The organism is Halorubrum laminariae (assembly GCF_024494655.1).
Classification (GTDB): domain Archaea; phylum Halobacteriota; class Halobacteria; order Halobacteriales; family Haloferacaceae; genus Halorubrum; species Halorubrum laminariae.
The window spans coordinates 1-13,498 of record NZ_JANHDL010000027.1 but is presented as its reverse complement, the minus strand read 5'-3'; the positions used below and the strand labels follow the sequence as shown (position 1 = coordinate 13,498).

General features: G+C 56.1%; 10 protein-coding genes and 2 pseudogenes. 8 read left to right on the top strand and 4 right to left on the bottom strand.

Features of this window, described 5'->3' with window-relative positions; genetic code table 11:
- Positions 1-587 precede the first annotated feature (587 nt).
- Positions 588-1,889, top strand: a complete 1,302-nt coding sequence (locus tag NO887_RS18100; protein WP_256419568.1) for a site-specific recombinase — start codon at positions 588-590, stop codon at positions 1,887-1,889.
- Between the two features lie 64 nt (positions 1,890-1,953).
- Here NO887_RS18100 and NO887_RS18095 read toward each other — a convergent pair whose 3' ends face one another.
- Positions 1,954-2,076 carry a hypothetical protein gene (locus tag NO887_RS18095; protein WP_256419567.1) on the bottom strand — a complete coding sequence of 41 codons (123 nt, stop codon included), beginning with the start codon at positions 2,074-2,076 and terminating at the stop codon, positions 1,954-1,956.
- Between the two features lie 512 nt (positions 2,077-2,588).
- Here NO887_RS18095 and lrp point away from each other — a divergent pair.
- The 4 genes and pseudogenes from lrp to NO887_RS18770 form a co-directional block, all read left to right on the top strand.
- A complete protein-coding gene (lrp, locus tag NO887_RS18090; RefSeq protein WP_256419566.1) occupies positions 2,589-3,044 on the top strand; it encodes an HTH-type transcriptional regulator Lrp in 456 nt (151 codons plus the stop codon).
- A 220-nt stretch (positions 3,045-3,264) separates the two neighbouring features.
- Positions 3,265-4,149, top strand: a complete 885-nt coding sequence (locus tag NO887_RS18085; RefSeq protein ID WP_256419565.1) for a ParA family protein — start codon at positions 3,265-3,267, stop codon at positions 4,147-4,149.
- Positions 4,149-4,568, top strand: coding sequence for a DUF7970 domain-containing protein (locus tag NO887_RS18850; RefSeq protein ID WP_256419564.1), 420 nt, complete (start codon positions 4,149-4,151; stop codon positions 4,566-4,568). Before NO887_RS18085 ends, NO887_RS18850 begins: the two co-directional genes overlap by 1 nt.
- A gap of 832 nt (positions 4,569-5,400) precedes the next feature.
- A pseudogene (locus tag NO887_RS18770) lies at positions 5,401-5,640 on the top strand (IS5/IS1182 family transposase); the annotation flags it as partial.
- A gap of 500 nt (positions 5,641-6,140) precedes the next feature.
- Here NO887_RS18770 and NO887_RS18075 read toward each other — a convergent pair.
- Positions 6,141-7,199, bottom strand: coding sequence for a PAS domain-containing sensor histidine kinase (locus NO887_RS18075; protein ID WP_256419563.1), 1,059 nt, complete (start codon positions 7,197-7,199; stop codon positions 6,141-6,143).
- Between the two features lie 357 nt (positions 7,200-7,556).
- Here NO887_RS18075 and NO887_RS18070 point away from each other — a divergent pair, with 357 nt between their 5' ends.
- Together NO887_RS18070 and NO887_RS18065 are read left to right on the top strand one after the other, a co-directional pair.
- Complete coding sequence (locus NO887_RS18070) at positions 7,557-7,775, top strand: DUF7511 domain-containing protein (RefSeq protein ID WP_256419562.1); 219 nt, start codon at positions 7,557-7,559, stop codon at positions 7,773-7,775.
- A gap of 169 nt (positions 7,776-7,944) precedes the next feature.
- Positions 7,945-8,817, top strand: coding sequence for a hypothetical protein (locus tag NO887_RS18065; protein WP_256419561.1), 873 nt, complete (start codon positions 7,945-7,947; stop codon positions 8,815-8,817).
- Positions 8,818-8,855: 38 nt separating this feature from the next.
- On the opposite strand, the pseudogene NO887_RS18765 reads toward NO887_RS18065, so the two are convergent.
- Positions 8,856-8,975 (bottom strand): annotated as a pseudogene (locus NO887_RS18765) (zinc ribbon domain-containing protein); the annotation flags it as partial.
- A gap of 639 nt (positions 8,976-9,614) precedes the next feature.
- Between NO887_RS18765 and ppk1 the strand changes: the two are divergent.
- Positions 9,615-11,993, top strand: a complete 2,379-nt coding sequence (gene ppk1, locus NO887_RS18060) for a polyphosphate kinase 1 (protein ID WP_256419560.1) — start codon at positions 9,615-9,617, stop codon at positions 11,991-11,993.
- A 606-nt stretch (positions 11,994-12,599) separates the two neighbouring features.
- Here the strand turns inward: ppk1 and NO887_RS18055 are convergent.
- Positions 12,600-13,283 (bottom strand): metallophosphoesterase family protein, encoded by a 684-nt coding sequence (locus NO887_RS18055; RefSeq protein ID WP_256419559.1) that lies wholly within the window; start codon positions 13,281-13,283, stop codon positions 12,600-12,602.
- Between the last annotated feature and the right edge of the window lie 215 nt (positions 13,284-13,498).

Sequence of the window (13,498 nt, the reverse complement as noted above, 5' to 3'; positions counted from 1 at the left end):
ATCGCGGTTCAGGTCACGCTTGATCCTCGCGCGGGCAGTCTTTGAGTTCTGGTTTGCGGCTGTCCTTCGTTTGGCCCATGTGTCTGGGATCTTGGACTTCCGAACCGCCATTACTCGCCCGCCTCCGCTGCTTTTTGGGATGTAGTGTGTTCAATAGACATCCGGCTGAAACAACGGCTGCCGGGGGCATAAGCGTAGCCAGAGCGGTGTGGAAGTGATAATTAACACTAGAATTCGCCAGAAGGCAGGTCATTCCCACGGGAACAAAAGGGGGGGTTGAGTGGCCGCGTCAGCCGCGGTGGGAAATCAATATAGCGATATACAATATAAAAGTGTATTCGTTCGTCCAGATAGGCTCTCGCGGCCGATATCACTCGATAAGCACTCACTGGCTCTCATATCCACCGTAATTATTTACTTTGTCTTAGTTGAGTAAGACAGAGTAAGCTCTTAGTGACCCCCACCCGTGGCCCCAAACGAGGCGGATTCAGAATTATGGCCGACGCTTCCCCATACTGTCGCTCCAGTTGGAATGCCGCGTCTGCAGCGGCGTTCCGACGGCACAACCCCTACACTTCGGAGGCTCAATGACGGGTCGTCGCTCCGTCGAGACGCCGATCGAGGACACATTCACGAAGTACCTCACGGACAAGGGGAAGGGCGACGCCGGCGAGCAAGGCGCGTACCGAACCGACGCCGATCGCGAGCTGAATCGATTCCACCGCTGGTGTCTGGGCGAGACCGCGGATTCGGCGAACGCCTCCCCGCCGGAGTCGTGGACGGGCGTCGTCGACGGCCACACCGTCCGGTTCGTGGACCTCGACACGACGGTCTTCTCGGACTACGCACGGTATCTCTCAACCGCCGGGTACGCCGCCGGCACCGTTCTCACCTACTACGCTCACGTCGCGTCGTGGTGCGGGTGGGCGCACGCGCAGGGATACATTCCCCGACACTACGCCCGCGAGTCAGACGCCGAGGACCCGCTGCCGGAGAACGACGGTCGTCGACCGGGCGACCAGCAGGCGTGGGAACCGATCCACCGCGACCTGATCACCCAGTTTGTCGATCGGCGCGTCTCCGAGGCGTTCGACGCGCTCGGCGCGATTGAGGTTTCCCACGCCGATCGAGGCGACCCGGAGAGTGAGACGTGGCAGGCCAAACAGCGCGCCCGGTTCGAGGCCTACCAGCGGTGTCGCGAACAGGCACTTGTGTACGTCGTCGCCTACACCGGCCTGCGCGGCTCGGAGTTCCTCTCGGCACCGAAAGAAGACCGCGACGGTCGGAACGGGGTTCGCTGGCGTGACGTGTCGTTCGCAGACAGCAGCGTCACGGTGTTCCGGAAGAGTCGCGAGTGGAAGGAGGCGTCACTCCCCGAGCCCGTCATCGGCCCCCTGCGCCGGTACGCCGAGGTACTGGACATCCCGGACTCGTGGCCAGTGTTCACGACGCTGCACCGACCGTCGCTCGCTTCGCACGTCACCCATGGACTCGCCACTGCCGGTCTCCGCGACAGCGCGATCGAGTGTGTTCGAAACGGGGCACCTGACCTGATCGTCGCTGCTGAGCACGACCTCGACGCGCCGAAGCCGCTCACCACCGACGGTGCCCGGTCGATCATGGAACGGCTCTGGACACACGACACACTCGCCGAGCGTCGCGACGAGCTGGAGCTTTCACTCGACGGTGATTATCTCGAACTACACGGTGGGCGTCGGGGTGTCGGAGAAGTGCTAGTTCGGCAGTTCGGCTACGCCGCAGCTGCCCGATATCTCGACAATAGTGAGGAACAGGTCCGCAAGGCCTACCAGCACATCGAGGCGGCTGAGCGCGCCGACATGGCGACAGAGGCGTTTTCACAGACAGACCAGCGAGTCAGTGATCAGTAGAGCTCTGTCGAGATCAACGACGAATGATGGCCGTATCCTCTGTAGTCAGTGCGTCAGAAAGCGATCATCCAGAGAACTGGTACCGGTTTTCGACGGACGTGACGAAGTCGAAGGCCTTGACGAGTTGAACTGCGTCCTCGTAGCCATGCTGTGAGAGGGCGCGCTCAATCCCGCGGAACGCGGGCAATTGACATCCTCCTCCGGCTAAAGCCGGAGGAGTCCCGAGTGTTGGGATATTACGGTTTGTAGTCTCCCGGCTTTGTTGAAATCCTCAGGAAGTGATATATACTGACCCAGTTGCGGTCAGTGAAGAGGTATTATTTGTTCAATAATTTAGCTGTCCTGTGAGTCTATCAGGGACTGTTCTAACTCATCGCAAACGACACAAATCTGGAGAGCCTGTCGAATATGGATGTTCTTCTCTTCGCGAGTGTCGACTTCTAAATCTTTCTCAAGGTGGAATAGATACTTCTCAGATCGCTGTGTCATATGCCTATGTGCCACAGGAGATAGAATAACTCTTGCTCGTATTTATCAAAATAGCAGCAATCAGATTCCCAGTATGTACTCTTCGGTGACCCGCTGTTTCAGTCGATGATATGTCTGAAAAGTAGGATTTCAACAGAGCCTCTCAAAGGATATTCTGAATATGATATAATACGTAAAACAATTATAACACTACAAATTAAAACACAAACAATGACGTACGAAAACCTCGATACAGAGTTGGTAAACGCACTTCTGGGAAATGGCCGTGAGAGCTTGCGCAATCTCAGCGACGAGCTTGATGTGTCGGTGACGACGGTCTCGAACCATTTGGCAGATCTCGAAGACGCAGGTGCAATTGAGGGATACACGCCAATTGTCGATTACAATAAACTTGGCTACGACGTGACTGCCATTCTCCAACTCAAAGTCGATGGCCCCGGGCTACCGGATATTACAGATGCGCTTCGCGATGAACCACAGATGATGAGTGTATATGAGACGACTGGTGATTACGACATCATCGCGATTGGAAAGTTCACAGATTCCGACGATATGAACAACCAGATCAAGCGCGTCTTGGCCGATGCAGATGTGCAAGAATCCAATACGAGTGTCGTCTTGAACACGGTGAGTGAATATACGCAGTTCAGCGTTGGTGACGACTAGCGCGTTTGTGGAGTCATTTCTCCTACGACTAACGTCGTGGGCTTTCTCCTCGATCTCGTGTAACTAAGAAATAAATATAAGATATAAATCTAAGATCTCTAAGATACTTCTACAAGATAGTTTTCTAAAGTATCTATCTTAGATGTCCAAGTAACACATATATGATTCGTAGATGAGTGTCTGACATACCTTCATTAGCTATGAGCCTAATTGCACCCATATGCTTGCATATACAGTATACAGTGAAGCAGGAGGTGTCGGCAAGACATCGCTGGCTGCGAACGCAGCAATCGCCCACCAGCGAGCTGGTCTTGATGTCCTTGTAGTACCACTCGATCCGCAAGACGGTGATTTGAGCCGTCTACTTGGAGTTGATACAGATCGCGCAGACGCTAGTGCTGATAGCTTGGTTCGTCACATGGTCGGGAGTCCACGAGGCCCCTTCGAAGATCTCATCGAAACTGCTGAAGGCATAGATATCATTCCAGAGCACAACTCACTGTCTGATCTCACCCAGCATCTGGATAGAGAACAGCAGAAAGCAGAAGATTTCGGAGACGCCTACAACGTCCACGCCCAGTTGCGACGAGTGCTTGGCGAAGCTGGCGTTCCCGACAAATACGATATTCTTGTCTGTGATCCACCCGCAACCGAAGGATCACACCTCTACAACGCAATTTACGCGACGCGAAATCTGCTGCTTCCAATCGAGCCATCTGCTAAAGGGCAAGCTGCTGTTGAAGGACTCGAAGAGCTCGCGACGAATTTTGCGGACCAGCTCAACATCGACGTCGGCGTGTTAGGTGCGGTACCGATGGGATTCAAAGGTACTCGCGATCAGGAACAGATGCTCGACACAATCCCGTATGAGGTGCCCGAGGTCATCGGGGATCGGACATCGTTGATGGAAGGGTGTTGGCGTCAGCAGTGTTCGGCGTTCAAGTACGTTCGAACCCACCGTGATCGCCGTCGTGACTACGAGGTGGAGACGCTTGCACAGTTTGACCGTATCGCGCGCTTCATCGAAGCTCAGGGTGGAATTGACGCTCCGAACTCACCTGAACCAGGAGCACTTGAAGAGGACGAACAGGAGGTGACGGCGTGATGGGTGGGTTCAAGAGTGGCGCTGCTGACGACGATTGGGACAGTACAGAACCAACTGGCGAGCCAGATACCACATCAGAAACTGAGGACACTACAGAGAGTACGACGCGATCATCGACTAGCGATACACCAGATGCTGCGATACATTCTACATCAGATAGTATGAGTCAAACGGCTCGCCGAGATCTTCCTTGGATACTCACGCGGAACAGTATTACTGACGGACGAGAGCAGACAGTGCAGCTTCATCTCCAACAATCGACGGTTACTACACAGCGTGAGGCAACACGAACGCTTGAGTCAGAGCTTGGTGAACAGGTGAAAAAGGCCGATCTTCGTGAAGCTGCGCTACTTGTGGGGCTTCAACACATAGATGAAATCGCTGCAACGCTCCGAGAGTGGGGGTATGATCTAGGTTAGCGATGCTTTTATACAGAGCAAGGAGAATACCGCGGCTTCAGCCGCAGGATGAATCCGACACTGCCGACCAAATCCACGCTAGGATAGCCACTCCGAGACCTGCCAATTCGTAGGTTAAAATGACAGGCAGTCATGTATATATATAGGAATCAGGCTGGGAACAGAGCGGTTCCCCGCCGGTCCAACGATGGCGGCCTGTCCGCCCCAAGCAATGAGACAATAATCGGAACCAGTCAGGTGAACGGTCGGTTCCTACAATGAACCGAATCTGTGCCCGACTGCTGTACGCCCACAGAAAGTAACTCCGAGTCTGTCGACGTCTGCTGGACTCCCCGAGGCACAAACAACTCTGGGAGTCCACCCGTGATAGAGGATAGGAGTACCGGGGGCTTGGCACTCCCAGCAGTCCAACCCGCCACAGTCCGCGAACTCCACACGGATTCTCACCGTGTTGGAGTTCGATGGGACTCCAAACCTGAAATCTCCAATGCTCAGGATTCCTCCGCGTTCACGCGGAGGAGGACAATGATGTACCCGATAGAATTGGTGAATATGCGCTGGTTTGTTCGAGGTCTCGCATCCGTCTTACTCGGATCATCCGTCGGGTTTTCTGTCGCGTTCATCGCTACTCCCGACCCGACTGGCCTTTTGCCGATTGTTGTTGGACTGATCCTAACTGTCGCGTTGACGGCGGTATTCTACGCTGGCATCGATAGGGTAACACCTTCCGAATCAGAGTAGCTGTTGTTGTGTTCGCACTGCTCTGTTGAATCCGCAGAAGGCGACGGGATAGCGTCGCTCTGAAGACAGTAGCAAAGCGGAAGAGTCGAATGTGACCAACCTACTCTTCCACTTCGTTAAGCAAGCCGCGTCGCTGGCTCAAAAGCGCTGTGCCGCCAGTCCAACGGCGGTGAGTGATCCGACTGGCAACGGATTTCCCGGGTGGAAGCATGTTACGCTCCACTTTTTGCGGGTTCACATGGATGCGACGTACCGTGAGATCGTTGATTGGGCGAGTGAAATGGATCGCGTTCGTGGGCTGTTACAGCTCGCTCGAACAGCATTTCCGGCTCTGTTGAAACCCTATTCTTCAGACAATTTCTTCCGTGAAACAGCCGGTCGATAAGTACTGCGTATTGACCACCAAGGATTCTGCCAGTTCAAAGAGATGTTTCTGTGGTCGTGCGAGATACAACGCGCGAGTCGATCAGACGGCTATCGGATCGTGACGGCTGACCACTTGGCTCCCCGCTACGAACTTGAATCGCACCTCAATGACGAATTCGAAGGCGGAATTACCGATGGATGCGATCTCCAAGAGAAACACATCACTTTCGGTTCAATAGACATCCGTTCCGCTCCGTATGTCCCGGTGTAGCCTTGCGATTATCAAGGTGATTCACAGGTGCGGTCGCCTCGATTGTTTTCGTGAATCCCCCCGTTTCGCCTCCGGACGTGGCGCTGCCGACAGAGCTCGGATCGATATCGAATGATGCGAATTGGAGACCGATTCATGCTGACTGAGGGAGGGAAACTCCCATCGAGACGTACGTGCCGTCGCGAACAGCGAACTCAATCGGTCGTCATCGAATCCTGGAGCTGCTTAGGCGGCAGGAGTAAGCAGACGGCGTTTCCCCCGGAATTCCGCGATTCGAACAACACCTCTCCGCCGAGCGATTCGACGCACCACTTCATCACGAACAGGCCGATCCCAGAGCCGTGGGACGTGCTCGTGGTGACGGTCGGCGAAAACAGCGCGGCGATCTCTTCGGGCGGGATCGGCGGATTCGTGTCTTCGATGCGGATCTCCGCGCGACCGGTGTTGGGCGACGGGCCGACCGTTATCTCGACTGCCGGCGCCTCGTCGATGCTGTGGACGATCGCGTTCTCAACGGCGTGTGCGAGCGCGTACTCGAACGCATCGTTGACGTCGATCCACATCCGTTGCCGTTCGCTGACCCGGATGTCCGCGTCGGGGTGTTCGGCGCCTATCCGATTCGCGATGTCCCGCACGGCGTCCGCAGCGGAAACCCGGACGACGCTCGTCTGCGAGTCGGTCACCGCGTGTTCGATCTGTTTCACTGACGTGGCGATGTTACCGAGCTTCTCGCCTCTGCACCGAATGGTCGAGATGACCTCTTCGGATGGTCCGCTCTCGGGGCCGTTCATCGCCTGCTCCGCACATCCAATGATAATCGCGGCCTCGTTCCGGAGGTTGTGCCGGAGGACGCGCCAGAACAGTTCCGCCCGATGATGGGTGTCGTAGTGACGCGTAATGTCCCGTACCTCGACGTGGACACAGCGGTCCGCCGTCGGGTACTGTCGAGAAGTAAACACCTGAATCCAGATGAGTTCGCCGTCCGCTCGTTTGGCTCGCCACACGAACTGCTGCGGGCTTCCGTTAGCGGCCCTGGAGAGTCGATTATGGAAATCAGACTCGGTGTGTGGGTACGTGTTCGCCGTGTATTCGGCCACGGAGAGCTCACGCAGTCGGTCCGAACTGTATCCGAGGATTTCCTCCAGTCGCGCGTTCGCGTCGATAACAGCCCCGGAGGCGGCGTCATAGATCGCCACACCGGTGTGGAGCGTATCGAGTACCGGCGACAGTATCCCGCACTCGGGCGAGGACATACAGCCGGAGATTTCACCGAGGCACGGTTTTTGTTGCTATGAGTGATATATATCGCTCCGTACGAAATCAGCAACCGAACGGGAGTTCTCTGATCAAGAGAGATTGAATTTGTATCAAACCGACTATGACATGATCGCCCATCTCTGGAGTCCCGTCCGGGCCACGCCATAGTCTGATTATCTCAATCTGAAAAACTGCGATCTAAATGTCGGAGTGGACTCGTCTTCGTCGAGTCAGAACGGGCACGACGAACTGGTCACGACGAGTATATATCCCACCGGTCGCCTTCTGACGCGTCCGTTCACCTATTATAAGGGTTCAAGCACAGGCTGCCGAATACCCCGAACGAGTAACAGATGACAACGGATACCAACCGGAGGTCGAGGAACGACGAGACGACCGGACGGAAATCGGTGAGTCCCGCGTTCGCCGGTCTGGTACATCAAGTCGACAGGCGGTCGTCGGGTCCCGATCGGGTCACGGTGTTCCCAGCAGAGGCGACCGATGACGAGCGGCTGTCAGCGTGGGTGACGGTGGATGTCGACTCCGTCGTCAAGCCCGAATGCTTCCAATAACCACCCGGATGTACCGCGACTGCGGCGGGCGAGACGGTCGGGAAGCCCGACGCTGTCGGTCCCCGTCGAATCCGAAGCCCCGGTCGACGCGGACTCAGATGTTTCGCCCGCCGCCGATTCGGACGCCTCTACCGGTGACGGACGAATCCGAGGTGATCCGTTGGTGGGCATGAAACGACGGGAACTCTTCGACAAAACGCTGGACCGAGTAGCGCTCGGGGTCGTCGCTTCCTCGGTCGTCGAACTGTCCGATCTGTGGTCTGCGGCGCTGGCTCTTTCTGCGAGCGAGCCGACGCGGCCGACACCCATCGACGCGAGAGATTCGGTCGCTCGGGAACGGATCGCGGACGGCTACGCCATGACGTACGAGTGGACGGACCGGTCCGGGCGTGAGTGGCGTCTGGAGTTTCCGATCGAACGGTCCGCGTACAGAGAAGCGGCCGACGCGACGCACGGATATCTGAGTGGCTTCGAAGCGGCGAAGGCGAGCGCTCATGCCGAGCAGCTCACCGAGGCGCTCGTCAACGCGAGCGCGACGGGCGAGGGTGTTCGACGGTCGCTCCCTGAGTCGGTCCTTCTCGACGGAGCGATCGGACTTGTGCACTCGCTCGAATACGCGACGGATGCGGAATCGATGGGAGTGCTGGACTACATCCGAACCGTCGAGGAGACGCTCGTCGATGGCTGCGGTGACTGCGAGGACCTCACGTATCTGCTGGTCGGGATGCTTTCGCAGCCGGCGTTCGGCTACCGGACCGCGATGGTGATCCTTCCCGGTCACATGCTCGCGGGCGTTCACAGGGACGACCTCCCGGCGGCGTACGCCGACGCACCTACCCTCCCGGGAGGGACGTACGTCGCAATAGAGTGCACCACGTCTCGCCCGATTGGTGAGTTCAAAGACGAGCCCGTGCTAGCGGTGTACGGCGACGGCGTCGAATACATCGACCGGTCGGCGATCGCCAACACGGGCGAGGAGTTCCTCCAAGACCCGACGCAGTTTCAGACGATTGCCGACGCGTCGGCGAAGCGCCCCCACTAACCGGAGCAACTGTGGTCGACAACCCTACCTTACCTCACTCAGTCTACCGACCTCGCTCGGTGAGGGAGGTTGTTATCCGTGAGCTTAGCCTCGAACCCGCCCAAGTAGACGGTGAATTTGCCACTCGGTGTCGCCGTTCCAGACTTCAGGGCGAGCTCAATACAGACGGTTTCAACGGCGTCAACTATATCGGGACGTTGGGACTGAGCGCGGCAAATACATTGGAATTCCAATCATTACATATTGGTATATATAACTATTGATCGGGCTTCTTGTAGTTAGCGTAGCATCTGTAAGTCATGGAATCGGCTATGGTCCTTAGCTGTCCAGTTTGTAACGCCGTTCACGCACTCGAAGGGCGACGAAGCGAGTATTCGAAACAGGATCTGTACGCTCGCGTGAAGCCACATCTAGGTAGGCACGATCTCAACGAGCCCAAAATGGCAATTCGAAAGTACGAGATCATTTCTAACGCTACTGAAATTGTCATCCCCTCAGAGACTACTCAGCAACTTCCGATCGAGGAGTGGACGAAACGCGACGACACATGGCTTCCCGATGGTGCCCTCTCCAGTGGCGAAGGGTCTCTGCCAGCACCCGAACCGTCAGTCGAGATCTCGTCCCGCTAGTTCGATGTCGAAAGGTAACCGATCACAGTCAGGTGAACCCGGAAAATGAGTGTCACTCTCTCATTTGTAAGGTGTCGTTTCCGCTGACCCAGAAATGATAGGAGGATTTCAGTTTGACAAATATAAGAGACGCCTCACAGTATCAACGTTCTCCATACGGGTGATTCTGTGACCGACAGAGACCTCACAGACCCAGAGTACTACCTTAACAGGGAACTCTCCGAACTGGCGTTTCAGGAGCGAGTTCTTCGAGAGGGAATGGACGATCGGAATCTGCCGCTCGAACGGCTCCGATTTCTCGCGTTCTTCACGAAAAATACCGATGAGTTCTTCATGAAGCGCGTCGGCGGACTCAAACAGCAAATCGATGCTGGTGTGACGAAGACGACGCCCGATGGACGGACACCGAAAGAGCAGTGGGTCGAAGTACTCGACACCGCACGCCCGCTCTTTGCGCAGCAGTCGGAATACTGGCAGTCTGTTCTCAAACCGACGCTCGCAGACGAAGGGATCGAGATCTGGACCCCTGACGAGTTACCCGAAGGAGATCAAGAACAGCTACGGACGCACTTCGAGGAGTCTATCCTGCCGACACTGACGCCGCTCGCGTTCGACCCCGCTCACCCGTTCCCGTTTATTTCCAACCTCTCGCTTTCACTCGCTGTGCTCTCGTCGAACGGGGGTGACGAGCCGACATTCACCCGGATCAAGATTCCGCCGAATCAACCCCGCCTCATCAGCGTTTCTGGTGAGGCTGACAGGTATGTTCTCATCGAAGACCTCATCGAACGTAATCTCGACCTGTTGCTCCCCGATCTCGACATCCGTGACGTATCGAAATTCAAGGTGACGCGAAACGCCGAGGTGCGGCGGAACGAAGAGGTCGCCGAAGACCTCGTCGATATGGTCGAGGAGGTTATCGAACAACGACGCTTCGCGACGGTGGTCCGGCTGGAGGTTGACGCCGATATGCCCGATGGGTCACTGGCGATTCTCAAAGATCAGCTCGGGGTCGACGACCGAGAGGTGTTCCACCGCGAGGGACCGATCGACTTCGAGGACTTCTTCGAGCTTATCGATCTCGATCGTCCCGACCTCAAGCCGCCGGCGTGGTCACCAAAGCCTCATCCCCGATTAGGCTCACTGGCGAGTGATACCAGAGACGAGACGAAGAGTATCTTTGACGAAATTAAACACGGGGACATTCTCGCGCACCACCCGTATCACTCGTTCGAGGGGACAGTCCAGCGATTCCTCGACGCGGCCGCGACCGATCCCGACGTGCTCGCCGTGAAGGCGGCGATCTATCGAACCGCCAGCGACTCGAAGGTAATTCAGAGCCTCATCAATGCCGCCGACAACGGCAAGCAGGTCGCGGTGATGGTCGAACTGAAGGCTCGGTTCGACGAGAAAAACAACCTCGAATGGGTTCGGCAACTCGAAGAGGAGGGCATCCACGTCGCGTACGGGACTGTAGGGTTGAAAACGCACACGAAGACGGCGCTCGTCGTGCGCCGAGAGGACGATGGCGTTCAGCTCTACTCGCACATCGGTACCGGAAACTACCATTCAGGAACCGCGAAAGGGTATTCCGACTTGGGGTTGTTGACTGCTGATCGAGACATTGGGTTCGATCTCACGAAGGTGTTCAACTTCTTTACCGGGCCAACGCTCGACGACCGCTTCCGGAAGCTCTTGATTGCACCCGTAACGATGCGTGAGCGGTTCACGGAGATGATCAGACGAGAAGCCGAGCATGCTCGTGCTGGTCAGCGGGCACGGATTGTGGTCAAAATAAACGGGCTTGAAGACCCGTCGATGGTCGAGGAACTCTATCGTGCTTCGATGGCCGGAGTCGAAATCGATTTGATCGTTCGAGATATCTGCCGGCTTCGTCCCGGTATCGAAGGACTGAGCGACAATATCACCGTCCACTCGATTGTCGGCCGATTCCTCGAGCACGCTCGAATATTTTACTTCGAGAACGGAGGCAGTCCCGAGTGGTACATCGGCTCCGCCGATTGGATGACCCGGAATCTCGATTATCGAGTAGAAGCGGTCACGCCGGTCGAAGACACGCAACTGCGCGAACAGCTCCGATTCATTTTGGAGGCGTCACTAACAGATAACCGCCGTCGATGGGTTATGCAAAGCGACGGAACCTACGAAGCGGTCTCTTCCGACGACGACCCGGTTCGAGACATCCAAGAGATATTGATGACAGCGACGGAAGCAGCACTTGACAACGGCTACGGTCCTGGAATGATCGTCGATACGGATCTGATCGAGGAAGCGCTTCTCGTTGAGAATGTCACAGAGAGCGAGACGGACGCTCGATCCGAGGTGTCGGACGAAGCCGATCTCGATGCCGATGAAAAACAGACCCACTCGGACGGGGGAGTGTCCGTGTTCGACGTGTACTCCGAATACTGGTACCGTCCTGATAGCGAGACGTACGACTGGGCTGTTCGGACGGCGGAGGGCGATCGACGATACTTCAAAACGCGAGAGGGAGCACGGGATCGTCTTCAGACCGAGTACGAGTAATTCAGCTCAGAGCGGCGTTTGGCACGGTGTCGATTATAAAATTCAAGCAGAATACCTGCGGCTTCAGCCGCAGGATGAATCCGACAACTCAGAATCAAACTACGCTGCACTAGCCACTCTGAGATTTGGCAATCCGTGGCTTGAAGTCGCAGGCAGTTCTACGTACAGCGAGGAATCAGGTTCGGAACAGAGCGATTCTGATCAGTCCTACGATGGCGGCCTGTCCGCCCCAAGCAATAAGACAATAATCGGAACCAGTCAGGTGGACGGTCGGTTCCTATAATGAACCGATGCAGTGCCTGACTGCTGTACGCACCACAAAAAGTAACTCCAAGTCCGTCGAAGTCTGCCGGACTCCCCGAGGCAAAAATAACTCTCGGAGTCCGAACATGATGGAGGATAGGAGTACCGGGGGCTTGGCACTCCCGGCAGTCCCACCCGCCACAGTCCGTGGACCCCACACGGATTCTCACCGTACTGGGATTCGGTGAGGCTACAAACCTGAAATCTCCAACGCTCAGGATTCCCCCGCGTTTACGCGGAGGGGGATGTCAATCACCGCGAATAGCTTTCCGAGTATCGAGAGGGAGGCCAGAATGGAGTCACTCAGGCCGGATCGACAATTTTCGAGTTGGCGCGTTCTTGATGGGTCTTCGCCTCTACGGTAAGGAATTCGTCGTTCCGGTAGTCGTACGCGGTGAGCGTTCCACCGTAGACGCAGCCGGTATCGAGGCCGACGGCGTGTTCTCGCTCAACCGGCTGGTCATGAACGGTATGGCCAAAGAAGACGCGGTAGGGTCCGTCGTAGTCGTCATACCAGAACGGTCCGTCATACCCGTCGCCGTGCGGGGAACGCATCGTCAACAGCTCCTCAACGGTGTGGTCTGAAAGCGATTGTTGGGGATCAATACCACCGTGAACGACAAGAACGTCGTTGAAGGAAATCGCGACCGGAAGCGATTCGAAGTACTCGCGGTCGTCCTCGCGGAGCCAGTCCGGGTGTTTGTCACCGCGCACGACTTTCTGCTCGTTGTTTCCGCGGACGCTGACGAGACGCGGATCCTCACGGACGAGATCAACAACACCGGGACTGTCTGGCCCTTTTCGAACGAGGTCACCGACGAATACGACAAGATCGTCGTCCTCTAATTCGAGTTTCGTGAGGAGCCGTTCGAGAATTATTCGGCTCCCGTGGACGTCTCCGACAATGTAGATATCACCGTGACTGTCGGTTTCGAACCGTTCATGTTGTGCTTCAACGCCGTTACCGAACTGAGGTTTCGTATTCATGTGGTTGGTCCAGAGCCGAAGCAGTTCGCCTGAGGATCGGACTCAAATGACGATATTATCCTCCCGAATTAATCAGTTTGTATTAGTATAGCCCGTTGCACGGTTTCAAAATCAGTTCAGACGTATCCGGCATCTATCACTAACGGAGCGAAATAGTCACTTTCACTAGACTAAAAGCCGGATTGGAAGTATGACACCAACACAATCCGACACTG

Coding starts and splice junctions, on each gene's coding strand:
- NO887_RS18070 (WP_256419562.1), top strand. CDS start 7,557: ATGACAACGGATACCAACCGGAGGTCGAGGAACGACGAGACGACCGGA.
- lrp (WP_256419566.1), top strand. CDS start 2,589: ATGACGTACGAAAACCTCGATACAGAGTTGGTAAACGCACTTCTGGGA.
- NO887_RS18100 (WP_256419568.1), top strand. CDS start 588: ATGACGGGTCGTCGCTCCGTCGAGACGCCGATCGAGGACACATTCACG.
- NO887_RS18850 (WP_256419564.1), top strand. CDS start 4,149: ATGGGTGGGTTCAAGAGTGGCGCTGCTGACGACGATTGGGACAGTACA.
- NO887_RS18055 (WP_256419559.1), bottom strand. CDS start 13,283: ATGAATACGAAACCTCAGTTCGGTAACGGCGTTGAAGCACAACATGAA.
- NO887_RS18075 (WP_256419563.1), bottom strand. CDS start 7,199: ATGTCCTCGCCCGAGTGCGGGATACTGTCGCCGGTACTCGATACGCTC.
- NO887_RS18065 (WP_256419561.1), top strand. CDS start 7,945: ATGAAACGACGGGAACTCTTCGACAAAACGCTGGACCGAGTAGCGCTC.
- NO887_RS18085 (WP_256419565.1), top strand. CDS start 3,265: ATGCTTGCATATACAGTATACAGTGAAGCAGGAGGTGTCGGCAAGACA.